Below are 22,474 nucleotides of genomic sequence, written 5' to 3' on the forward strand. Positions count from 1 at the left end.
ATTTCTGCCATACTTAAGACTCTGTCTGAGGAGGTGGGTAGATGCAAAACTGGTTCATTTTGCCGAGTATCTTGGTCTCGGCATTGTCTAGCTCAGTCGCTGTTACAGCGGCACCAGATCAGCTCGTCTCTGATTCGAGCGAGCTCACCTCTTATTCGGTAAAACACATCGAGCCCATTTTGCAACCAAGCGTGGCACAACCCTCTGGTGGTTTGGAGGCAACGCAAGTTCAAGAGCCAGACTTTCTTTATCCGCAGCTTGTTGAGTACGTTTATTCCCGTCTGGAGCGTGCGACATTGTGGGCCGATGTCGAGCTTAACGCTCAAGTCAATTTGCAGCTTGATGTCGTTCGACTGGCGGGCTTTAGCCCTGTTTTTGAGCGTCGTGTGGCGCTGATGCAGGCTGCGTTTCAGCAGCAAGACCATATTCTTTATGACAGACTCACCACTGATACTTTTCTACTCTATATGAGTTATGTCGCTGCGGCGGCAGATAAGGGTAAGGAGTGGTATTTCACTTCGGATATGAGTGATGTGATGCCAAGGCCTTCTGCAACTGAAGTGGATTTGATGGTGTCGGCATTTGATGCGAGTACAGAGGCAAAGTATGTTCAGAGTTTAGCGTCCCCCATGCTTAAGCAGCCCGGTTTTGAAAACGCCTATATTGACTTGGTGGTGCAGTCTCAGTTGGATGTGCCTATGTATGAGCAAGCGGGCCTGCTGCGACTTGGTGATGTTTTGATGCCTCAGCAGTATCTTTTATTAGTAGAACGGCTACAAGCATCGGATATCGCGGTGACTGTTCGTGATGACAACCTATTTGATGAGTCATTGGACTTTTCGGTACGTGAATTTCAGCGCCTCTACGGGCTCAATGATGACGGTATTATTGGGCCTAACACCATTGAATGGTTAAATAAATCGGCAGAGGACAAACTAAGGATCTTAGCGCTTAACTCTGAACGGTCTAGATTATGGCCAGAGCAACGTCAGAATATCATTGTGGTTAACGTACCCAATTTTCAGCTTAGGTATTGGGATGAAGGTGAGACCCGCTTTGAATCGCGGGTGATTGTCGGCAGGACCAGTCGTCAAACGCCGTTGCTTGAGACCAAAATGGACTCGTTGATTCTGAATCCAACTTGGAATGTGCCATGGAAGATCATGGTGAAAGACATCATTCCAAAAGTGAAGCAAGATCCGACCTATCTGTTTTCTCAGCGGTTTGAAATATTAGAAGGGTGGAGCAGCCAAAATCGCATTGATCCGACCATGATCAACTGGAGTGAAGTTAACGCTAGACAGTTCCCATACCGAATGCGCCAAAAAGCAGGGGAGTTGAATGCACTAGGTCAGTACAAATTCAATACGCCCAATGCACAAGCCATCTTCTTACACGACACGCCTAGCAAACATTTGTTCGATGAAAGTTTGCGAGCGTTCAGCTCAGGATGCGTCAGGGTTGAGAATGCAGATCAGTTTGCCGAAGTGCTACTTGAAGTACAGGGCAAGAGTTTAGAAGAGGTGGCATCGGTAGTTCCTAACAAAGCTGTGGCCTTTAAGGAGCGGATTCCTGTTCACATCATTTATCAAACCGCTTGGCTGGTGGATGGCAAAGCACATTTCCGCGGTGATGTTTACCGCTATGATGATAAACGGAATCAGGTTGAAGAGGCTGCTCTGTCAAGCAATCGATAATTAAACCACTTCTTCGCCAAGTAAAAGATAAAGCCACTGTTTAGACTCGCTCACAGTGGCTTTATTAGTTTTGGCCTCTCTCAGACTCTAATTTTGGTACCTCGCCTCAAGGCAGAGACTTGTCATTCTTGTGTGACGATGTCATAGTCGCCTCAGTTTACAAAATATAGGGTTTATCATGAGTCTTAAGTATCAAATCGTACCGGTTACCACCTTCGCGCAAAACTGCTCTATCGTATGGTGTGATGAAACCATGAAAGGTATTGTGGTTGATCCAGGTGGTGACGTGAAACAGTTGCTGGCTCTGGTTGAACAGCTTGGTGTATCGGTTGAAAAGCTGGTCCTGACTCACGGTCACCTTGATCATGTTGGTGGAACGGTAGAGATGTCTGAGTCGCTAAAAGTGGACATTATCGGCCCGCACAAAGCGGATAACTTCTGGCTACAGGGTTTAGAAGGCCAGAGCCAAATGTTCGGTTGGCCGTTAACGGAAGCGTTTGAGCCAACTCAATGGCTAGATGAAGGCGATGTAGTGACGTTTGGCAATCAATCGTTAAGCGTCTATCACACGCCGGGTCATACTCCTGGTCATGTTTGCTTGTTTAATGAAGAAACTAAGGTCGCGTTTGTCGGTGATGTGCTGTTCAATGGCAGTATTGGTCGTACGGATTTCCCACAAGGTGATCATGCAACACTGATCAACTCGATCAAAACCAAGCTATGGCCACTGGGTAATGATGTGAAATTTGTACCTGGCCATGGTCCAGAGTCGACGTTCGGTCGTGAGCGTGTGTCTAATCCGTACGTTGCTGACGAGATGCCTCTTTACTAAACCTCACTCCGGCTTGCCGCTGCTTGGTAGCGGCGAGCCAACCCCACAAAGTCTTCTGCCGCTCTATCTAAATCCGCTTCAGCGATAAATACATCGTACCCGTAAAACTCTCTTTGATGTTTCATACGATTGGCGAGCATTGCCAACAATCCTTTGTACTCTATCCCGCGTTCGTCCACGAATGGTTCAGAGTCGAGCACAATGTCTTCGAACTCTTGTTTCGGCGAAGTTTGTTGTGCGCCGATATAGAGCAGCGCGCGCTGGCTCAGTAAGATGTTGGTGGCGATACGTGGGCAAATGGCATCGAGGTAGGGGCCATAGTCTTTGATGCGAATGCCAATCCAAGGAAGGGGTTTATGCCAGCCTTCTTGATGCTGCGTGCAGATCCCTATGCTGTCGACATTTGCCCAGCGCAACACCCAGCCGCCTTTGAACAGGTGTTGTTGGAGGTGTGTGCTGGTTAATGTAAAGGTCACTCGGCTCTGCTGCAACATCAAGTAAGCAAAGCCCGACACGCCAGTAAAGATGGCAATAAACAGCCAAGCATGCTCCCATGATGGTGAAAGCAAAAGGAAACAAAAACAGACCAATGCACCTATCGCCGCCAATACCTTAACGGTAGGTGAATCCCAAGTGTAGTGGTGATTGCTAAGATGTAATGTGTCCATAATCGATGCCATCAATGAGTTTTTACCTTACTTTATACTGATGAAACAACCACAAAGTTTATTGATTAAATAATAGTCATTGTTGGCTCAGAGCGGCATTTTTGTCTCGAGTTTGTGTCAAGACCCTACAAAAGCATTCAAAATTTTGGTATAAAACGCGCTTCAAATTTTGACCACTGTCTTGATGCAGTGAATTGGAGAGAAAACTCGATGAGACTTGCTCATAAGCGCAAAGTGCAAGCAAAATTGCAAAAGCGTATTAAAGCGGTAGTTGCCAACACAGCCGCTGCAACAAAAACAGCAAAGCCTGTTGTAGCGAAAGCACCTGTAGTTGAAACCGCAACTGCGACAAAAAAAGTTGATGTAGCCCTAACTCCTAAACAGCAACAAGTGCTAGACATCGTTGCTAACAATGCTGAAGGCATCAACCCGAAAGGTATCGGCTTGGCTGCTGGCCAAGAAGATGCGAAAGCAGCCTCTTGGGCAACTGGCGCTCTTAAGAAACTTCTTGAAGAAGGTTTGGTAGCTAAAGAGCAGCTAGCGGGCAACAAAGTGATCTACAAAGCGCTATAAGCGTTCACTTTACCCAATTTCAAAAAGACCCCTTTCGAGGGGTTTTTTTGATCGTGCCATTTGCTGATATTGGTAAATGTTAGCGACACATATCACAAAAGTAGCCATGGTGTAATAACCTGCTGATAATAAATGCGTACGTGTTTATCTCGTTATGGTTTCGTCTAACTTAATGGTAACAGTCTGATTCCTAATAATTAGTACAAATAATGAGGGCATGGCCTACGTATTTCTACGTAATACCAAGGTCGAACTTTTCGTATTTATAACCTTATCACTGCGTGCTCTCACTAATACACCTTGCTCGGTTTTCCATTCATAGTTACTTGGAATGTGAAGCTTGGAGTCAGTTACTGACTTCAAAAAGGAACCTACTCAAGGAACTGAATAATGAGTCTAATCAAGAAATCAGTATCACGTGTCATGAAGAGCACGGCCATCGTAGCGGCAACCTGCCTGGCGTTTGTTGCCGGTAATGCCAGCGCTGACGATAAAGTCTATCGCCTAAAACTTGCAGAAACTTGGGGGCCAAATTTCCCAATTTTTGGTGATGCAACGAAGAACATGGCGAAAATGGCCGAGGAAATGTCTAACGGTCGTCTGCAAATTCGTATCGATTCATCTAACAAACACAAGGCGCCATTCGGTGTGTTTGATATGGTGAAATCTGGTCAGTACGACATGGGCCACTCTGCGTCTTACTACTGGAAAGGCAAGGTGCCAAATACGCTCTACTTTACGACTATGCCTTTCGGTATGACGGCACCTGAGCAATACGCATGGTTCTATCACGGCGGTGGTATGCAGTTAATGGAAAAAGTGTACGACCCGCATAACTTGCTGTCTTTCCCTGGCGGTAACACTGACGTTCAGATGGGCGGTTGGTTCCAAAAGGAAATCAACAGTGTTGAAGACTTACAAGGCCTGAAAATGCGTATCCCTGGCTTTGCGGGTGAAATCCTAGCAGAGGTAGGAGCTAAGCCTACGAACATCGCATCGGGTGAGCTGTATACATCATTAGAGCGTCGCACGATTGACGCGCTAGAGTGGGTAGGTCCTTCGCTTGACCTTCGCATGGGCTTCCACAAGATTGCGCCATACTACTACACAGGTTGGCATGAGCCAGCAACAGAGCTTCAATTCCTAGTTAACAAACGTACTTGGAATAAGCTGCCTGATGATCTAAAAGCGATTCTGCAAATTGCAATGAAGACAGCCGCGTACGATATGTACATCCAATCGACTCATGAAAGTGGTAAGAACTGGGCGACTATCCAAACGGATTACCCAGACGTGAAAGTGAAAGACTTCCCGAAAGAGGTAATGGATGCACTTCGCGATGCCAACGACAAACTGCTTAAGCAGCACGCTGAAAAAGATGAATTGGCGAAAGAGATCCAAGCATCACAATCGGCTTACCTAGAGCAAGTGCGTTCTTGGACTGATATTGCGTCGAAAGCGTACCTTAACAAGTTCGACGACTAACCCCCCCACTCAAGTGGCGTAGCTCCTGCGCCACTTTTTTATACCCATTGTCATACGCCCAAATCATAACTATTAACGAATCATGGCGGATAGGCGGAAAGTTGTATGCGTAGTTTAATTTATATTGAAAGACTGTTTAACAAGGTAGCCGATGCGCTCGGCTGGCTATCAAGTATTCTTTTTCTTCTTCTTTTAGCAAACGTGGTTTATGACGTTGTCATGCGCTACGTATTTAATGATGTTTCGATTGCCTTCCAAGAGATGGAATGGCACCTGTTTTCAGCCGTGTTCTTGCTAGGCGTACCTTACGCCATCAAAGCGGGCGGGCATGTTCGAGTCGACGTGTTTTATGAGCGTCTATCTATCAAAGCACAGGCGATTATTGACCTATTAGGCACCTTTATTTTCCTATTCCCATTTTGCCTTTTGGTTGCTTGGTACGGTATCGATTTTGCCAAAGAGAGTTTTGCGCTTGGCGAGACCTCGGGCGACCCGGGTGGTCTGCCGTATCGCTGGATTATCAAGGCGATGATCCCACTGTCATTTTTGTTTATGGCCATCGCCGGCTGTGGATTGGTGCTTCATTCTTTGAACAAGCTTTTTAATCCGCATTTAATGTACGCAAAACCTTCCGACGCTAAAGAATAAGGACAGTCTCATGATCGGTATTGTGATGTTTTTTGTAGCCTTATTCGCGCTACTACTCGGTTTTCCAGTTGCCTTTACCTTTGGCGGCATTGCATTAATTTTTGGTGTTTGGGCAGAAGGCATGGAGATGTTTGCCTTTATGCCATATCGAATTCAATCCATCATGGAGAATACGGTACTGATGGCGGTGCCGCTGTTTGTCTTCATGGGCTTGGTGCTTCAAAAAACACGCTTGGCTGAGCAGCTTTTGGAGTCGATGGGGCGTTTGTTTGGTGGCGTTCGTGGTGGTATTGCGATTTCAACGGTTTTAGTGGGCGCATTGTTAGCGGCATCCACAGGGGTAGTAGGCGCATCGGTAGTGGCGATGGGACTTATCTCTCTACCCGTTATGCTGAAGTACAACTACGACAAAGGGCTTGCCTGCGGCACCATTTGCGCTTCGGGTACACTTGGACAAATTATTCCTCCATCTATCGTACTTATCTTGCTTGGAGATGTATTAGGTGTGCCTGTTGGTGACCTGTTCCAAGCAGCGTTGTGGCCTGGCTTCGTGCTGGTTGGCGCTTATGTCATCTACATTCTTATTTTCGCCAAGCTTAACCCAGAGAGCGCTCAACCCATTCCACGTGATGAATCTATCTCGCGCTCTGAGGAAGTGAAGACGGCACTGAAAGCCATCATTCCACCTTTGGCGTTAATTGTGGTGGTGTTGGGCTCTATCTTTGCTGGTATTGCAACGCCGACCGAATCAGCGGCATTGGGCGGTGCAGGCGCGATTGTGTTGTCACTGCTTTATCGTCAGTTTAGCTGGGGCATGCTCTACGATGCGTCGAAAGAGACGGTCAAAGTTACGGCGATGGTGTTTGCGATATTGCTGGGTGCGACGGCGTTCTCAATGGCGTTCACATACACCGGCGGTGATATGCTGGTGGAAGAGTGGATGCTTGAACTGCCGGGCGAAAAATGGGGCTTCCTGATCATCACGATGCTTGTCATCTTGATCCTTGGCTTCTTTATCGACTTCGTAGAAATCTGTTTCATCATTGTGCCTATGATCGCTCCGGTTGCTGAGCTACTTGGCATCAATATGACCTGGTTCGCCATCTTGATTGCAATGAACTTGCAAACCTCGTTCTTAACTCCGCCATTTGGGTTTAGCTTGTTTTATCTTAAAGGGGTAGCACCAAATGGGGTGACCACTCGAGATATTTATCGAGGGGTGATGCCGTTCATTGCGATTCAAATAGCGGTGCTGGCCTCGATACTCATGTTCCCAGAATTCTATGGAATGTGATCGCCTTAGCGTAAGCTCGGCATTGCGTTTCATTTCATAGCCACTCGTTGGTAAGGTAAATAAAGCTGCACTTAGTGCAGCTTTCCTCGTAAGTGCAAAGGCGAATGTAGTAAAGGATTTCTATGCCGTTAAAAGCCAAGCTTATCCTATTGACCTTGATACCGCTGGTTATTGTGACCGCAAGCGTCAGTTGGATAACTCTTTATCAAGCGAAAGCGTTGGGTGAAAAGGAAATCAGCATTTTTCGCGAGAGTTTGATTCGCACCAAAGAAGCGGCATTGAAAGACAGTGTTGAGCTGGCGTTTGATGCGATTGGTCAAGCCTACCTTGACCCTACCTTATCGGAGCAAGAAGCGCAGTATGAGGTGAAAGCGATTTTAAACCGTCTCCGCTACGGCACCGACGGTTATTTCTTTGCCTATGATAAAAATGGCACCAACCTCGTACACCCCATACTTCCAGAGTTGGTCGGCCGCGACCTACTTAAACTGCAAGACCAAGATGGTGATTATCTTATTGAAGCGTTGCTGTTTCAGGCTCAGGCTGGAGGCGGCTTCCACCAATACTTGTGGCAAAAGCCATCGAGCGGGGAGACGGTGACCAAGCTTAGCTATGCGGCCTGGCTCGACAAATGGGAATGGATGATCGGCACGGGACTTTACATTGAAGATGTCGCTCAAGAAGTGGCGGTGCTTCGTGCGGCCATCGACAAAAATATTGAAACCACCATGTTTTCCATTGTCACCATTTTTGCTGTTACGGTGGCGGTGATTATTGTGTTAACACTGGCGATCAATTGGCATGAGCATAAATTGGCGGACAAAAACCTCAAGGAGCTCGCTCATAAGACAGTGATGTTTCAGGAGGATGAGCGTAAACATCTCGCTCGTGAGCTGCATGATGGTGTCAATCAACTGTTGGTGTCGAGCAAGTGCCACTTAGAATTGATGGACACGGGCAGCGTTGATGAGCGCTCTATGGATCATCTCAAGCAATCGCAGACATCGTTGTCTGAAGCGATTATGGAAGTCAGACGAATATCCCACCACCTAAGGCCAAGTGCGTTAGATGACATTGGACTTGAAGCGGCTATTACGACTTTGCTGCAAGACTTTAAAAACTATTCGATGGCCGACACTAACTTAGTGCTGGATGCTAATACGCCCAAACTGAAATCGGAAGTGGCAACTACACTGTATCGAGTAGTACAGGAATCGTTAAATAATATTGAGAAGCATGCCAGTGCGACGGAAGTGACGGTATTTCTGAAGCAATTTGGTGATGTGCTGCAATTGATGGTGTCCGACAATGGTGTCGGTTTCAATGTGAACAGTGCGATGAATAGCCGCGGGATTGGGCTACGCAACATGCGTGAGCGAGTGGAATTTATTGGTGCTGAGTTTGAGCTGATTAGTGAATACGGTAAAGGAACGGAAATAACCGTGTTGTTGAAGGTAGAAGGAGCGGTGTGATGGGCGACCTAATTAGTGTTGTTATTGTCGATGATCATCAAGTGGTGCTCGAAGGTTTTATGGCGCGTTTAGAGCGCGAACCAGACATTCATGTGGTGGCGACTGCCAGCAATGGCATGGAAGCGGTTGAAGTTATCAAACAGTCGATGCCCGATGTGGTGCTGATGGACGTGAGTATGCCGATAATGAATGGCATAGAAGCAACGGAGGTCCTAAAAACTGAGTTGCCGAGCGTTCGGGTGTTAATGCTTACCATGCACGATAATCGTGAATACATTATGAAGGTAATGCAGGCGGGGGCTGTGGGTTACATGCTCAAAGAAATTTCAGCTGAGAAAATGGTGCAAGCGATTAAAACCGTTCATCAAGGGTCGACGTATTTTTGTGAATCCGTCACTCAAACTTTATTCTCGCAAGACATTACCCCAACCGCAGTGAAATCCAACCCTCTTAGCCGCCGTGAAGAGTCAGTGTTAAAGCTGGTGGCACAAGGGTGCAGCAGTAAAAAAATCGCTCAAATGTTGAATATTTCTTATCGAACGGTAGAAACACATCGCCAGAATATTAAGCACAAGTTGGACCTGCATTCGACGGCGGAACTGGCAAAGTATGCGTTAGAGAAGGGGCTCTCTTAGTTGGCTAATGCTGTGACCGCTACGGATTTTTACCAAATTTCCAACGCATCTAGGTGTAACTTCTGTTATAAAGTGCCCGCAATATTAGAGAAAGTTTGGATTTGATTTTGGAAAAACATGAAGAAGTTCTAGTGGCGCTACGCCAAATCATTCGGGCCATCGACTTACATTCAAAAAAGCTTAAGAAGCAGTGTGGTTTGACAGGGCCGCAACTGATCCTCATGAATACGATCCGAGATATGGGGGATGTGACCATTCGTGAGTTGTCGAACTCCACTAATATTAGCCAAGCGACCGCTACGACGATTATTGATCGTTTGGAAGCCCAGGAATATGTGATGCGTGTTCGCAGTCAGCAAGATAAGCGAAAAGTTCATGCGGTGTTGACTGAAAAAGGCGAAGAAGTATTGAAAAATTCGCCCCCACCTTTGCAAGATAACTTTGTACAAAAGTTTCAAGCGCTGGAAAGCTGGGAGCAGACGTTACTGTTGTCGTCGATTCAACGTATTTCCCTAATGATGAATGCTGATGATCTTGATGCAGCTCCCGTTCTGCAGCTTGATAGCAATATTTCAAAAAACTGATTTTTTACTAGGTTCGGCCGATATTTCTATCGTTTTACCGAGCCTAGTTTTTCCTCACTTTACGCTCGCCAGTTAGCGCTTCGCTAACGCCACGTGTCCCCGTTTTATTTGAGACTCTTTTGAGCACTAACCTTTTTTATGTTCAAGTGTCGGTGCCTAAAATATCGCCATAAAAATCACATATTGTGAAATTACACTTATAATTTGGTAGAGTAGTGCGCCGAAAAGTAAATTAATGCGTGTTCTCAGCGATTTTTGTATGCCAATATCGCCGTAATATGGAACATTAAATGCTTTGAGTTGGAAGCAATTTGGTCATAGAGAGGATTAATGACAAAGGGTATTGATAAGTACAGTATTGATAGTACTGACTACACCATTGGACAGGATAATGTCCAAAAATGGGGGTTTGATGTTCACAACCCTGTTTTCGGAATTAGTGCAGGTTTTATCGCACTGCTTCTAGTACTGACCGTGATTGTTGATGCTGAAACAGCAAAGACCGCACTCGATGGTATTAAGTGGAGCATCATCAATAAATTTGACTGGCTATTTATGTGGTCAGGTAACATTTTCGTTATTTTCTGCTTAGGTTTGATATTAACTCCGTTTGGTAAGATCCGCTTGGGCGGTACCGATGCGGTTGCCGATTACTCATTTATGTCTTGGCTTGCGATGCTGTTTGCCGCTGGTATGGGTATTGGCCTGATGTTTTGGAGTGTGGCGGAGCCTGTCGCATACTTCACCGGTTGGTATGAAACCCCACTTGGCGTAGAAGCAAATACCGAACAAGCGAGAGAGCTTGCGATGGGTGCCGTTATGTTCCACTGGGGTCTGCACCCTTGGGCGATCTACGGTGTGGTAGCGTTATCACTGGCATTCTTCACATATAACAAAGGTCTGCCTCTCTCAATGCGCTCGATTTTCTATCCAATTTTGGGTGATAGAGCTTGGGGTTGGGCTGGTCACATTGTTGATATTTTAGCGGTACTTGCGACGCTCTTTGGTCTTGCAACGTCACTTGGCCTAGGTGCACAACAAGCGGCGAGTGGTATTCAACACGTATTCGGTATTGAAGCGGGAATGACGCTGCAGATTATTGTTATCGCAGTCGTGACCATGCTTGCGGTCGTATCGGTATTGCGTGGTATTGATGGCGGTGTAAAAGTCATCAGTAACATCAACATGATTGTGGCCTTCTTGTTGCTCATTTTGGTAGCGCTTATTGGTTATGCAGTGACGTTTGCAGCGATTCCAGACACCTTGTTTGCTTACCTAAAGAACATCATCCCACTCAGTAACCCTCATGGTCGTGAAGACGAAGCTTGGATGCACGGCTGGACCGTATTCTATTGGGCATGGTGGATTTCATGGTCCCCATTCGTAGGTATGTTTATTGCTCGTGTATCTAAGGGTCGTACCGTACGTGAATTTATTACTGCAGTTCTGATTGTTCCAACGACAGTAACGATTGTTTGGATGTCTGTGTTCGGTGGCTTGGCTATCGATCAAGTGGTCAACCAAGTCGGTACCTTAGGCGCGAATGGTCTGCGCGATGTGCCGTTGGCGATGTTTGAAATGTTTGATGCACTGCCAATGGGTACTCTGCTTTCAGTCATTGCTGTGATTCTGGTGTTAGTATTCTTTATCACCTCTTCAGACTCAGGCTCGTTGGTCATTGATAGCATTACCGCTGGTGGTAAAGTTGATGCGCCAGTTATTCAACGTGTTTTCTGGGCATTCATGGAAGGTGCTATTGCAGTCGCATTGCTGTGGATCGGTGGCTCAGAGGCCATTGCAGCCTTGCAAGCGGGGGCGATTTCCTCGGCATTGCCATTTACTGTTATCTTGCTCATGATGTGTGTGAGTTTGCTAATGGGTATGAAAACAGAGCGATACTAGTTCTTTCATGCCACGGCAATGATGAGTTAAAAAGAGCGGTCAATGACCGCTCAGACTGCTGACAAAGGTCTAGCTTTCAAGCTAGACCTTTGATCTAATAGGAGTATCGAAATATGGATACTCCGATATGCTTCAAAAACCTTCTCCTCAGCAATACGAACTCGAAATGGTAACCATGGAACAGCTCGTTCCACAGAATCATCTCGTTCGTAAAATTGATAATGCCATCGACTTCGAGTTCATCAGAGACGAAGTGGCACATCTATACTGCAAAGATAATGGCCGCCCACCCGTAGACCCTGTGCGTTTATTCAAAATCATTCTGCTTGGCTACCTATTCGGCATCAAAAGTGAGCGCCAACTGGTCAAAGAAATTGAAGTGAACGTCGCTTATCGTTGGTTCTTACGAATGTCACTGACCGAAAAAGTTATCCATGCTTCGACGTTAAGCCAGAACCGAATTCGACGCTTCAATGGTACTGACGTCTTTGAGCGCATCTTCAACAACATAGTGCTTCAAGCGATGGAGAAAGGCTTAGTCGCAGGACAGGAGCTCTTCACTGACAGTACACACCTTAAAGCCAATGCTAACAAGAACAAGCACATGAATCGTCTGCGTCCAGTTAGTGCAGGCGCTTATCTTGATATGCTGAATGAAGATGTGGCTGCAGACCGAGAATCTGAAGGTAAAAATCCATTCAAAGAGACGCCACCAAAGACAGACGTCAAAAACACTAAAGTCAGCACCACCGACCCTGAAAGTGGCTTTATGACACGAGACAATAAGCCTCAAGGCTTCTTCTATCTTGACCACCGAACCGTGGATGGTAAGCACGGTATCATCGTAGACACATACGCAACACCGGGGAATGTGAATGACTCACAGCCCTATATCCGTCGTCTCGATCACACACTAGAGCAGTTCAACCTCAATCCTATCGCAGTTGGTATCGATGCAGGTTACTTCACTGCGCCTGTTGCTGAATCACTCGAGCGCCGCAGTATATTAGGTGTGTTCGGGTATCGCCGCCCATCAAGAACTAAGAACAAATTTAAGAAGAAAGACTTCAAATACCAAAAAGAGACCGATACCTATCGCTGTCCAGAAGGGCAAGAACTTATCTATAAAACCACAACACGCGCAGGCTATCGCTCATACGCTTCAGACCCGAAACAATGTGCGTTTTGCCCCGTTCGGGACGACTGTACTAAGAGTGAAAATATGCAGAAGGTCATAACGCGTCACCTTTATAGTGAGACGGTGGAGCGAGCCAATCAAATGCGACTCTCTAGCTACGGAAAGAAGACGTATCGGAGGCGAAGTGAAACAGTAGAACGAAGCTTCGCCGATGCAAAACAACACCATGGCCACCGTTACGCGCGCTACCGCGGTCTCGCAAAAGTGCAAATGCAATGTTGGTTAGCCGCTGCCGCTCAAAACATCAAGAAGATAGCGTTGGTGGTGAGCTATCTGCGAAAAATGGGCCTAAATAAGGCAGAAATAAGTCAAATACTAGCCTCTGTATGCCGATTTAAGCCTTACTCACTTCAGAACGCTATCTAACAAAAAATATCGCGATCGCGGCCTACGGCCGCTCCGAAAAAAGAACCCCGCTTGAAAAAGCGGGGTTCGTCAGCAATCTGAGCGGTCAATGACCGCTCTTTTTTATTGCTCAAATTCGCGGTTGGCTCGCTCTAACGCAGTAATATTCTGTGCGAAAATTTGGTGGGGTGGCAATCACGCTAATGGATAAATGGCCGCTTGAGGTAAGCGATGACAGCAATGCGTGGCAGTTGGAAATAGCAGCTAGGCATGCTGGCAATCCTGGATTGAAAAGGAGGGTTGATTATGAGGTGCTCAAGGCGCTTGTCAGTATGACAAAAGTGGAATAATTGTTTGCTATCTTAGTTGAGTCAAGAAGATGACGGTGGTTTTTCTTTGTAAGTCAATATATTGTCTCTCGATCTTCACTGGAAATATGTATATTATTCGACCGCCATTAGCACATTCATAATTATCATGAATGGCCAGTAAATCCTATAAATAACAGAATAATAACATATGAACTTATCATTAAGACAAAAGCTCATTGCTGCAACCTTAAGCGCAGTGACTCTTATGGCTTTGGCTTTGACGATACTCGCTGCCAATCAACTTTCTTCTCAAACTCATGCAGCAATTTCCGCACGTGCGAACAATGTGTCGTTTGCGGCAGTGGAAGGCATTAAAAGCTGGATTGATATTCGCAAAGACATCGCCAGTGCGTTTAACGGCTTTGCAGAACAACAAGACAAAGTGCCGTATTTGCAGCAAGCACGCATCGCTGGCGGCTTCGACGACATTTTCTTTGGTACCCCTGCTGGTGAGATGTATCGTTCTCATCCAGAGCGCAATCGTGCTGATTATGACCCTCGAACTCGACCTTGGTATCAGGATGCGCAAGCGGCCAACAAACAAATCATCACTGAGGCGTACCAAGACGCAATCACTAATGCGCTGTTAGTGACCATCGCGGAGCCTGTGCGTGCCAATGGTACTTTGGCGGGTATTGTGGGTGCGGATGTATTAATTGATCAGTTGGTCAATGACGTTATCAGTCTAAATGTGGGTGACAATGCTAGTGCGATGCTTATCGACCTCACTAACGGCACGTTTCTCGCGCACCCGAATAAGTCGTTGCTGTTGCAGCCTGTTACAACGCTGGGGCAAAACTTGACGACGCGTACTATTGAGCAGAAAGTAGCGGATCGTACGATGCTAGAGCTGACGCTAGGTGGCTCTGAGAAGCTAATGTTGTTCTCACAAGTTCCTGGCACGAATTGGGTGTTTGCGATTGAGCTAGACAAAGCTACTGAGCTTGCTGGCCACAAAACAGCGCTAACTCAGCTTATTATTACCTCACTCATCATTTTGGTGTTGGTTGCCGTCATTGCTTCTTGGTTGATGAGTTTCTTGGTGAACGATTTGGCGCGCGTATCAAAAGCACTTAAGGAAATTGCTTCAGGTGAGGGCGATCTTACCCAGCGCCTTGAGCCAAGGAGTAAGGATGAAGTTGGGCAACTTGCTCGCAACTTTAATACCTTCGTCAGCTACATGCATGAAACCATCATGCACCTGAAAGATGTGTCTATTGCACTTTCCGAGCAAGCGAAGGATACGGCGACGCACGCTCGCGTGAGAAGCCAACGTATTCAAACGCAACAAGATGAAATTAACATGGTAGCGACCGCCATTAACGAGATGGCTGCTGCGACCCAGGAGATTGCCAACAATGCTGACATGACGGCTTCGAACTCATCGGAAGCGGTAGGCGCTAGCAATCATGGTGCGGGTCAAGTGTCGCAAACGCAAAGCTCGATTCAAAACTTAGCGACTGAGGTTGATGTAGCAACATCGGTCATTCAGGAGCTAGAGATTCATGGCAACAGTATCAATACGATTCTTTCGACCATTCAGGATATTGCTGAGCAGACAAACTTATTGGCGCTGAATGCGGCGATTGAAGCTGCTCGTGCTGGCGAACAAGGTCGTGGTTTCGCGGTGGTTGCCGATGAAGTTCGAGTATTGAGTCAACGTACTCATGCTTCTACACAAGAGATCCAAAGTACCATTGAAACTCTGCAGGCGACGACAGCCAAAGCGGTGGGTATTATGGGTGACAGTAAGGCATTGGCAGAAACCAGTGTCGATGATGCTAATAGTGCTGCCGCGAGTCTGACTCAGATCCATGCAGCCGTAGAGCAAATCAGTGACATGGCTGCTCAAATTGCTACCGCAGCGGAAGAGCAAGCATCGGTGACCTCTGAAATCACGCGTAACACGCAAGGCATTCGTGATGTATCAGATGAATTAGCAGAAGAGGCGCAAGAAGCGGCGCAGCAGGCTGTTGAATTGTCTGACTTATCTCAGAAATTAGAAGGTGAGATAGGACGCTTTAAGATTTAATTAAGCTAGGCTCCACCTATGTTACGGCCTGTGTCAGTACCTTACTGGCGCAGGCCGTTTGTTAGGAGTATGCTGAAGTTTCAATGGAGTTTGACTGCAACGGAGGTAGATATCATGGCAAATCGCTGTCCTTGGCTGGATGAAACCAAACAAGGCTACGTGGAATATCATGACCAAGAGTGGGGCGTACCTGTCCTTGATGATAAAACCTTGTTTGAGTTTCTGGTTCTAGAGTCCGCACAGGCAGGGTTAAGTTGGTACACCATTCTCAAGAGGCGGGACGGGTATCGGCGCGCTTTTGCTGACTTTGATGTCGAAAAAGTGGCGGCGTTTACCGAAGAGGATGAGCAGCGACTACAGCAAGATACTGGCATCATTCGCAATAAGCTTAAAATTAGCTCCACCATTACCAACGCACAACACTTTATTGAAATCCAAAAAGAGTTTGGCAGTTTTCGTCACTACCTTTGGTCGTTTACCAATCACAAGGTTTTGGTGAGTAGCCACAAGACACTAGAAGATTACCCGGCCACTTCACAGGTCTCGGATGCACTCAGTAAAGATCTTAAAAAGCGCGGCTTTAAATTTGTAGGCTCGACGATAGTTTATGCGTTCTTGCAGGCGTCTGGTCTGATAAATGATCATAGTCTTGACTGTTATCGACGCCAAGAGGTTATCGAGAGCTATCAGGCATTAGGTTTAGACTACGAGTTGGTGTAGAACCGAGATACTGTAATTGGAATTCGGTGTTTTAGCAGTAGGTGATGAAAGTATATGGAAAAGTTTGATTCGATTTATGCGAGAGCTGCAGAGCGGAAAGGGGGAGAGCAGGGGTTAGAGTCCATAGTTTCCAAGCCTCTTTCGCGTGATGACATTGCCGATATCCCAGAGGATCGTTGGTTGTCTGCCTTTTCTATGAAAGTGTTTCAAAGTGGCATTTCATGGAAGGTGGTGAGAAACAAATGGCCAAACTTTGAAGAGCACTTTTTCCAGTTTCGTGTAGACCCGTTGCTGATGCTTTCTGAAGAGCAGTGGGAGCAGAAAGCGCAAGATCCTAAGATCATTCGCCATATGACAAAAGTCATGTCTATCCCTGCGAATGCAGCAATGATACAGCGAGCGCGGTTTGAACATGAGTCTTTTGCACAAATGGTCGCGGATTGGCCTAAAGAGTCGATAACGGATTTATGGGCCCATCTTAAAAAACACGGAGCCCGCTTGGGGGGAAATACAGGTCCTTATGCCTTGCGCCAGCTTGGTGTTGATACCTTTATTCTATCAAATGACGTGGAAGGGTATCTGCGTAACACCAACATCATTGATTCTGGCAGGGGCACAAAACGCGCCATGACAGCCGCAAATAAGGCGTTTATGGAGTGGCATCAGCAGTCAGGTCGCTCACTGTCTGAGATAAGCCAAATTATTGCTTATGGGTTTGGCGATAATCGCGTTTAGCGGCTCGGAATTAAAGACATACAGAACCTAACAAAAAGGGCAAACATTGTTTGCCCTTTATTCTGTTGGAACATTAGTTAGCGCTGCTCATCATGACTCGAGAATGACACGTGTATCCTCACTCAATGCCTCAAGTTCGCTCGCCACGTCTTCTATCTGCATTGCTGGTGGGATTTTTAGCGCCATAGTAGCGGTAAACAGACTAGAGCCAATACCGCCGCCGCCAGCGATGAATACACGGTGACAATCCATATCCAAAATACGAATATCCTGCCCATCTAAGAACTGAGTAATTTCATTGACGATACCAGCTCTGTCATTGGCATCGAGTCTGAGTTGAAAGATTTTCTCTTGTTCATGGCGGTGCGGGTCGGTGTCTGAAATTTGAACGAGCAAACCTTGTTGATTGTTGAAGGCATCTTTGACGATTTGCGCATTGTCGCTTGGAAGCTCAACCTTAATGACCGCGGCGACATTATCTTCGATGAAGTTTACTTTACTCACTAACCATTTACCCCCGTTTTCGTGGGTAACTGACGCAAGGTTTTTAATGGTGGCTGGGGTCGCTTGGCCAACAAAGTTGACGATAAAGGTACTACTGCTCATACATTTCCCTCCACAGGTATAAAACCGATAACTAACTGATTAGTTAATTTTAGTTTAGAACCAAAAGACTTTGGGCGCATGACCAACTTCAAGGATTGAACTTAAAGCTTAGTATTGAATGCGTTAAATGTTGGAAAGAGCACAAAATGGGTCGATACAGCTACTGCCATCATAAATAATTCATCTCAAAAGTCAGTGTTCTGTCCGTATACTGGAGTCATCGACACCGATGATGCAGGCGACTATGGAACAATATTGGTGGTTAGGACTCGTAATGGCGTTGCTAAGCATTTGGAAAACCTATTCTGGCCCAGCTTTGGCGGCCTTGGCTGGGTTTAGCTACTTGGAAATGCTTTTGTTCAATGCGATACCTGCAATGCTCGCTGGTTATGTAGGCTGGCTTGCTGGGCGCTACTCATACTGGTTTTATTCAGCCAGAACGCTTGGGAAATATCGACCTAGGTTACGCCGCTTCATTCGATCTTGGAAGCGATACGGAAATCGAGCCATGGCACTTCTCGCTCCGGTTTTAGTCGGTATTCCTTTGTATACCTTGATTGCTCGGCGTATTCGTCAATCACATCAACATACCTTCATCTTGCTCGCCGCTTCAATACTGTGGTGGAGTGGATTAAGTTTCAGTTTGGTCTCATTACTAGGGGAGAGAATTCCACTCGATTTATCTGACCTTAACGCCTTGATTACTAGGCTAACTATTTAATGGTATGTACCAATATAGACCTATTGCTATTTCTCGTACTCATGTCATCCTTAAAGAAAAACCATTAAGGAGAAATCATGCCTAAAATAGCGATGCTGAGTACTGGAGAAGAGGTGCTTTATGGTGACATTGTGGATACCAACGCCGCTTGGCTCAGTCGTGTCTTTTATGAGCATGGGTTTTCAATGTATAAACGCTCGACAGTAGGAGACCAGCGAGCGTCATTACTGCAAGAGTTGGTGATGTTAAGTCTTAACCTTGATGTCGTTATCGTTAATGGTGGTCTTGGCCCAACATCGGATGATTTGAGCGCTGAGATTGCCGCTGAAGCGGCTGATGTACCTTTAGTACTGAATCAAGGTTGGTTAGACAATCTTAAATCGTTTTACGCTCAGCGTGGCAAGGTGATGCCAGAGAGCAACATTAAACAAGCGATGTTACCTCAAGGTGCCAGTGTGGTAGATAACCCTATCGGCACAGCATGTGGCTTTAAAATGATGATTAATGATTGTTTGTTTTACTTCACGCCCGGTGTACCAAGTGAATTTAAGAAGATGACCACCGAGCAGATCCTCCCCGATCTCTCTGCTCACTTTCAAACTCAGCAAGGTCGAGCATGTCGCCGTATCTATACTTTCGGCCTATCGGAATCAGGTATTGCTGATACGCTTAAGCATCTCTCCTTACCCGCAGATTATGAGTTGGGATACCGCTCGTATTTGCCATTTATTGAGGTAAAGCTTTTTGGACCAGCTGAAGATCTCGATACAGGAACACGTGTCTTGGCGATGATTGAGAAGTTGCTGCATAGTAACGTGGTTAGCGTGGATGAACCTATGTTAGAACGACTGGGTCATCTGGTTGAACAGAATAACCGAACCATTGCGATCTCTGAACATGCGACAAAAGGCTACTTGGCTTCATGGCTGCAGGACAATGATCAGGTTGCTCAGCATTGTGGAGCAACTTGGATATTAGGGGCGAAAACCGCATCGCCACTGGATCGCGACAGTGAACAGCTAGGGGCCACGTTAGCGCTCGCAGGGGCAACAAAAGAGAACTGCAAAGCCGATATTGCCATTTCGACGGGTAAGCTTGAGAGCGATCAATTTTCGGTGGCAATATCAACACCAAAAGGCGAGTGGGGACAAACCCTCACGCTGCAACGTCGTTACAGCAATAAAAATGTGAAAACGGTGATCAGTACCGTGGCGGCTGACATGCTTCGTCGATACTTGGAAAACAAGCCAATGTTTCCTGACTACGGCTTTTTGACGAGAACCCAGGACGTCTTCTTACCACTTGATCAAATTACCCCATAGATCCGCAGCCAAAATGCATTAAGGTGAATATATACTGTTTGGTTATTTCTATATGAAAATTAGATCTACCTCACAGTACGCTGATCTTTAAAGGTATTTTGAAATTCTCATTTTTGAGAGTAGCCGATTGATTCCAGTTGATTAGAATAAAGTTTCACCCAAGAAAAAGTGGTGTTCAGGAGGGAGGAGATATGATCCAACAATCCAGAATAAGAGTGTTCTATCAAGTGGCAAATGGGCAGATTATGCTTGGCGAAGCACTCGGAAAAAAGTGCGGTGATATAGCAGCAATGTGGTTGAAAGCTCCTGTCGAAGAAATCCTGTCAGACGATGGATTTCGCATCTCACTCTATGACGATGGTGGTCGTCATATCGCCGATAAGAGCGTATCGATGGGGACAGCTGACTCCATTTTATCGACAGTCGATTGAACTCAATCATTCATTCTTTTTGGGCTGGCCTTAGTGCCAGCTCTTTTCTTTTGTGCCACATCATTCACGTTGTTCTTAACGGATAATATTGAAACTGTGATCTCTTTTGTGCTTTTGCTCTAATTTAGTACTTCACGCCATTATTTGACTCATACTTGTACAATCTATAACCGAAGTAATGGTCGTTTGAACATGGAACTCTCATCAATTCAACAGATTAAGACTTTAATCGATGATAATGGACAGCCTTTATTTGGTTACCTCACTTCAATACCTGAACAGCTAGATGTCGATAATTTCCGCTTCTTTTCTACCATGGACAAAGAGCGCGGGGCGTTAGCGAAGTACTTTCACTACAAACAGTTTCAATTCATTAGCCTTTTCACTCCGGATTATGTAATTGGCTTTGCCATTGCCGACATTCGTTACGTCGGAAACAGCTTCTGCTACCTCTATGACATACAGAGAGACGAGCTCATCGAAGAGAGTTGGTTAAGGCCGTTGGGGATAGGCTACTCAATGACGCCATCTCCTTGGCAGGGCAAAGCAGAATTTAATAATGGTGCGCTTTGCTTAAAGATAGAAGAAGGCGTTTGGCAAGTCGCGGTGAAGTGCCAGCAGTTCACTATGGATGTCACGCTGTTACCTCCCAGCCATGACAGTGCCCCCATTATGGTGAGCTCACCAACGGGATATTCGGGGTGGACGTATACTCAAAAGCATAATGCGTTGAAAGTGATAGGTCAGCTATTGGTGAAAGGTGAGCCAGTCTCCCTTGATGACGCGCTCGGTGGCTATGATTTTTCAGCGGGATTTATGAGGCGCGAGACCAGCTGGCGCTGGGCAAGTATTAGTGCCAACTCAAAAGGCAAGCAGATTGGATTGAACCTTGCTGCAGGCGTCAATGAGACTGGCGTGAACGAAAATGCGCTATGGATTGACGGCGAACGTGTATTGATGCCTGCTGTTATGTTTGACTTTGACCGTCACAATCCAGACTCAGCTTGGCGCATCTACGATTCTTGTGGGCAGATTGATCTTACTTTTACACCCAAAAACGTACGTAAAGAGCGACTTAATCTGTGGCTGTTAAAGAGTAATTTCCGTCAGTTCGTCGGTCGCTTTAAAGGCACCATCTCACTAAGTGATGGCCGCCTTATTGATCTCGATGACGTCATGGGTCTAACAGAAGACCACTTCGCAAAATGGTAGCGCTGCCTACTGGCACTTTGCGTGCCAATAACGCGTTTGGATAACCCCGATATAGGAATGGAATGGATACACTCGCAGATAACCCGGAATGGCTGTTGGTGGCGTTAGCGCCGCTATTCTTGATCATGATGCTACTTGAATATTGGTTTGGGCAGCGTGCGAATAGGCTTCCCGATTCCGCTACGTATTCACTCAAAGAGCTGGTGTGCAATTTTTCTCTGGCGGGATTGCACCAACTGTCGGATTTACTCACGGGCTTTCTGATCGCGAAGCTCTACTTACTCCTATTCGGTTGGAAGCTATTTGATGTCCAGATGTCACTGCCGATGTTTGTAGTGCTGATGGTACTCCAAGATTTCTTATACTATTGGTTTCATCGTGCGAGCCACCGAGTGCGCTGGATGTGGGCGGCACATGTCGTTCACCACAGTTCAGAAAATATGAATTTCAGTACGGCCTTTAGGCAAAGCTTGATGTATCCCTTAGCGGGGATGTGGCTGTTTTGGATTCCGTTGGTCATCATTGGTTTTGAGCCTAAATGGGTGATTTTCGTTGTGCTGCTAAATCTCGGTTTGCAATTTTTCGTTCACACTCAGTGGATCCGCAAGCTCAGCGTTTTGGAGTGGGTGATCAACACCCCGTCACACCATCGAGTCCATCATGGCGTCAACGCGCAATATATTGATAAAAACTATGCGGGCATTTTGATTATTTGGGATCGCATGTTTGGCACCTTTGAGCCAGAAGTCGAGACGGTACGTTATGGGATCAGCAAGCCGGTTAATAGTTATAACCCATTGGTCGTTACCTTTGCTGAGTGGCGAGATATGTTGTCTTCCGTGGCCGAAGAGAAGAGTTGGCTAGGGAAGGTGAGGGTGATACTCAAACCACCGTCAGATGTATCATAAGACGAAAAAAACGGCTCATCAGAGCCGTTTTCAGACTGCTGACAAAGGTCTAGCTTTCAAGCTAGACCTTTGATCTAATAGGA

21 protein-coding genes are annotated in these 22,474 nt (G+C 46.3%); 19 read left to right on the forward strand and 2 right to left on the reverse strand.

The window, feature by feature from the left end; all coding sequences use genetic code 11:
* Positions 1-41: 41 nt before the first annotated feature.
* Together AAA946_RS06240 and AAA946_RS06245 are read left to right on the forward strand one after the other, a co-directional pair.
* Positions 42-1,697: a L,D-transpeptidase family protein gene (locus AAA946_RS06240; RefSeq protein ID WP_338164086.1), complete on the forward strand. Its 1,656-nt coding sequence runs from the start codon at positions 42-44 to the stop codon at positions 1,695-1,697.
* 178 nt (positions 1,698-1,875) lie between these two features.
* Complete coding sequence (locus AAA946_RS06245) at positions 1,876-2,529, forward strand: MBL fold metallo-hydrolase (RefSeq protein ID WP_338164087.1); 654 nt, start codon at positions 1,876-1,878, stop codon at positions 2,527-2,529.
* Here AAA946_RS06245 and AAA946_RS06250 read toward each other — a convergent pair.
* Complete coding sequence (locus AAA946_RS06250) at positions 2,526-3,197, reverse strand: DUF2982 domain-containing protein (protein ID WP_338164088.1); 672 nt, start codon at positions 3,195-3,197, stop codon at positions 2,526-2,528. The genes AAA946_RS06245 and AAA946_RS06250 overlap by 4 nt on opposite strands.
* A gap of 210 nt (positions 3,198-3,407) precedes the next feature.
* Here AAA946_RS06250 and AAA946_RS06255 point away from each other — a divergent pair, with 210 nt between their 5' ends.
* The 12 genes from AAA946_RS06255 to AAA946_RS06310 all read left to right on the forward strand — a co-directional run bounded on the left by AAA946_RS06255 (position 3,408) and on the right by AAA946_RS06310 (position 17,191).
* The gene (locus AAA946_RS06255) at positions 3,408-3,770 is read left to right on the forward strand and encodes a MarR family transcriptional regulator (RefSeq protein ID WP_112461504.1); all 363 of its coding nucleotides are present in this window, start codon (positions 3,408-3,410) and stop codon (positions 3,768-3,770) included.
* A 390-nt stretch (positions 3,771-4,160) separates the two neighbouring features.
* Complete coding sequence (locus AAA946_RS06260; RefSeq protein WP_338164089.1) at positions 4,161-5,255, forward strand: TRAP transporter substrate-binding protein; 1,095 nt, start codon at positions 4,161-4,163, stop codon at positions 5,253-5,255.
* A gap of 105 nt (positions 5,256-5,360) precedes the next feature.
* The gene (locus AAA946_RS06265; protein WP_338164090.1) at positions 5,361-5,903 is read left to right on the forward strand and encodes a TRAP transporter small permease subunit; all 543 of its coding nucleotides are present in this window, start codon (positions 5,361-5,363) and stop codon (positions 5,901-5,903) included.
* A gap of 10 nt (positions 5,904-5,913) precedes the next feature.
* Positions 5,914-7,197, forward strand: a complete 1,284-nt coding sequence (locus AAA946_RS06270; RefSeq protein WP_338164091.1) for a TRAP transporter large permease — start codon at positions 5,914-5,916, stop codon at positions 7,195-7,197.
* A 122-nt stretch (positions 7,198-7,319) separates the two neighbouring features.
* Positions 7,320-8,669 carry a cache domain-containing protein gene (locus tag AAA946_RS06275; RefSeq protein ID WP_338164092.1) on the forward strand — a complete coding sequence of 450 codons (1,350 nt, stop codon included), beginning with the start codon at positions 7,320-7,322 and terminating at the stop codon, positions 8,667-8,669.
* Positions 8,669-9,304 (forward strand): response regulator transcription factor, encoded by a 636-nt coding sequence (locus AAA946_RS06280; RefSeq protein ID WP_338164093.1) that lies wholly within the window; start codon positions 8,669-8,671, stop codon positions 9,302-9,304. The genes AAA946_RS06275 and AAA946_RS06280 overlap by 1 nt, the downstream gene beginning before the upstream one ends.
* Positions 9,305-9,411: 107 nt before the next feature.
* Positions 9,412-9,888 carry a MarR family winged helix-turn-helix transcriptional regulator gene (locus AAA946_RS06285; protein ID WP_338164094.1) on the forward strand — a complete coding sequence of 159 codons (477 nt, stop codon included), beginning with the start codon at positions 9,412-9,414 and terminating at the stop codon, positions 9,886-9,888.
* Positions 9,889-10,218: 330 nt separating this feature from the next.
* Positions 10,219-11,790, forward strand: coding sequence for a BCCT family transporter (locus tag AAA946_RS06290; RefSeq protein WP_338164095.1), 1,572 nt, complete (start codon positions 10,219-10,221; stop codon positions 11,788-11,790).
* A 127-nt stretch (positions 11,791-11,917) separates the two neighbouring features.
* A complete protein-coding gene (locus tag AAA946_RS06295) occupies positions 11,918-13,354 on the forward strand; it encodes an IS1182 family transposase (protein WP_338163447.1) in 1,437 nt (478 codons plus the stop codon).
* Between the two features lie 498 nt (positions 13,355-13,852).
* Complete coding sequence (locus AAA946_RS06300) at positions 13,853-15,736, forward strand: methyl-accepting chemotaxis protein (protein ID WP_338164096.1); 1,884 nt, start codon at positions 13,853-13,855, stop codon at positions 15,734-15,736.
* A 69-nt stretch (positions 15,737-15,805) separates the two neighbouring features.
* Complete coding sequence (locus AAA946_RS06305; protein ID WP_445206062.1) at positions 15,806-16,456, forward strand: DNA-3-methyladenine glycosylase I; 651 nt, start codon at positions 15,806-15,808, stop codon at positions 16,454-16,456.
* Positions 16,457-16,510: 54 nt separating this feature from the next.
* Positions 16,511-17,191 (forward strand): DNA-3-methyladenine glycosylase I, encoded by a 681-nt coding sequence (locus AAA946_RS06310; RefSeq protein WP_338164097.1) that lies wholly within the window; start codon positions 16,511-16,513, stop codon positions 17,189-17,191.
* Positions 17,192-17,281: 90 nt separating this feature from the next.
* On the opposite strand, the gene AAA946_RS06315 is transcribed toward AAA946_RS06310, so the two are convergent.
* Positions 17,282-17,797, reverse strand: a complete 516-nt coding sequence (locus AAA946_RS06315; protein WP_338164098.1) for a glycine cleavage system protein R — start codon at positions 17,795-17,797, stop codon at positions 17,282-17,284.
* A 229-nt stretch (positions 17,798-18,026) separates the two neighbouring features.
* Between AAA946_RS06315 and AAA946_RS06320 the strand changes: the two genes are divergently transcribed.
* The 5 genes from AAA946_RS06320 to AAA946_RS06340 all read left to right on the forward strand — a co-directional run bounded on the left by AAA946_RS06320 (position 18,027) and on the right by AAA946_RS06340 (position 22,391).
* Positions 18,027-18,518: a hypothetical protein gene (locus AAA946_RS06320; protein ID WP_338164099.1), complete on the forward strand. Its 492-nt coding sequence runs from the start codon at positions 18,027-18,029 to the stop codon at positions 18,516-18,518.
* Between the two features lie 77 nt (positions 18,519-18,595).
* Complete coding sequence (locus AAA946_RS06325; protein WP_338164100.1) at positions 18,596-19,840, forward strand: CinA family nicotinamide mononucleotide deamidase-related protein; 1,245 nt, start codon at positions 18,596-18,598, stop codon at positions 19,838-19,840.
* Positions 19,841-20,031: 191 nt separating this feature from the next.
* Positions 20,032-20,271 carry a hypothetical protein gene (locus tag AAA946_RS06330; protein WP_338164101.1) on the forward strand — a complete coding sequence of 80 codons (240 nt, stop codon included), beginning with the start codon at positions 20,032-20,034 and terminating at the stop codon, positions 20,269-20,271.
* Positions 20,272-20,463: 192 nt separating this feature from the next.
* Positions 20,464-21,483 carry a DUF2804 domain-containing protein gene (locus tag AAA946_RS06335; RefSeq protein WP_338164102.1) on the forward strand — a complete coding sequence of 340 codons (1,020 nt, stop codon included), beginning with the start codon at positions 20,464-20,466 and terminating at the stop codon, positions 21,481-21,483.
* 62 nt (positions 21,484-21,545) lie between these two features.
* Positions 21,546-22,391: a sterol desaturase family protein gene (locus AAA946_RS06340; RefSeq protein WP_338164103.1), complete on the forward strand. Its 846-nt coding sequence runs from the start codon at positions 21,546-21,548 to the stop codon at positions 22,389-22,391.
* The last annotated feature ends 83 nt before the right edge of the window (positions 22,392-22,474 follow it).

Source organism: Vibrio sp. 10N (assembly GCF_036245475.1).
Classification (GTDB): Bacteria; Pseudomonadota; Gammaproteobacteria; order Enterobacterales; family Vibrionaceae; genus Vibrio.

Coding starts and splice junctions, on each gene's coding strand:
- AAA946_RS06240 (WP_338164086.1), top strand. CDS start 42: ATGCAAAACTGGTTCATTTTGCCGAGTATCTTGGTCTCGGCATTGTCT.
- AAA946_RS06245 (WP_338164087.1), top strand. CDS start 1,876: ATGAGTCTTAAGTATCAAATCGTACCGGTTACCACCTTCGCGCAAAAC.
- AAA946_RS06250 (WP_338164088.1), bottom strand. CDS start 3,197: ATGGACACATTACATCTTAGCAATCACCACTACACTTGGGATTCACCT.
- AAA946_RS06255 (WP_112461504.1), top strand. CDS start 3,408: ATGAGACTTGCTCATAAGCGCAAAGTGCAAGCAAAATTGCAAAAGCGT.
- AAA946_RS06260 (WP_338164089.1), top strand. CDS start 4,161: ATGAGTCTAATCAAGAAATCAGTATCACGTGTCATGAAGAGCACGGCC.
- AAA946_RS06265 (WP_338164090.1), top strand. CDS start 5,361: ATGCGTAGTTTAATTTATATTGAAAGACTGTTTAACAAGGTAGCCGAT.
- AAA946_RS06270 (WP_338164091.1), top strand. CDS start 5,914: ATGATCGGTATTGTGATGTTTTTTGTAGCCTTATTCGCGCTACTACTC.
- AAA946_RS06275 (WP_338164092.1), top strand. CDS start 7,320: ATGCCGTTAAAAGCCAAGCTTATCCTATTGACCTTGATACCGCTGGTT.
- AAA946_RS06280 (WP_338164093.1), top strand. CDS start 8,669: ATGGGCGACCTAATTAGTGTTGTTATTGTCGATGATCATCAAGTGGTG.
- AAA946_RS06290 (WP_338164095.1), top strand. CDS start 10,219: ATGACAAAGGGTATTGATAAGTACAGTATTGATAGTACTGACTACACC.
- AAA946_RS06295 (WP_338163447.1), top strand. CDS start 11,918: ATGCTTCAAAAACCTTCTCCTCAGCAATACGAACTCGAAATGGTAACC.
- AAA946_RS06300 (WP_338164096.1), top strand. CDS start 13,853: ATGAACTTATCATTAAGACAAAAGCTCATTGCTGCAACCTTAAGCGCA.
- AAA946_RS06305 (WP_445206062.1), top strand. CDS start 15,806: ATGCTGAAGTTTCAATGGAGTTTGACTGCAACGGAGGTAGATATCATG.
- AAA946_RS06310 (WP_338164097.1), top strand. CDS start 16,511: ATGGAAAAGTTTGATTCGATTTATGCGAGAGCTGCAGAGCGGAAAGGG.
- AAA946_RS06315 (WP_338164098.1), bottom strand. CDS start 17,797: ATGAGCAGTAGTACCTTTATCGTCAACTTTGTTGGCCAAGCGACCCCA.
- AAA946_RS06320 (WP_338164099.1), top strand. CDS start 18,027: ATGATGCAGGCGACTATGGAACAATATTGGTGGTTAGGACTCGTAATG.
- AAA946_RS06325 (WP_338164100.1), top strand. CDS start 18,596: ATGCCTAAAATAGCGATGCTGAGTACTGGAGAAGAGGTGCTTTATGGT.
- AAA946_RS06330 (WP_338164101.1), top strand. CDS start 20,032: ATGATCCAACAATCCAGAATAAGAGTGTTCTATCAAGTGGCAAATGGG.
- AAA946_RS06335 (WP_338164102.1), top strand. CDS start 20,464: ATGGAACTCTCATCAATTCAACAGATTAAGACTTTAATCGATGATAAT.
- AAA946_RS06340 (WP_338164103.1), top strand. CDS start 21,546: ATGGATACACTCGCAGATAACCCGGAATGGCTGTTGGTGGCGTTAGCG.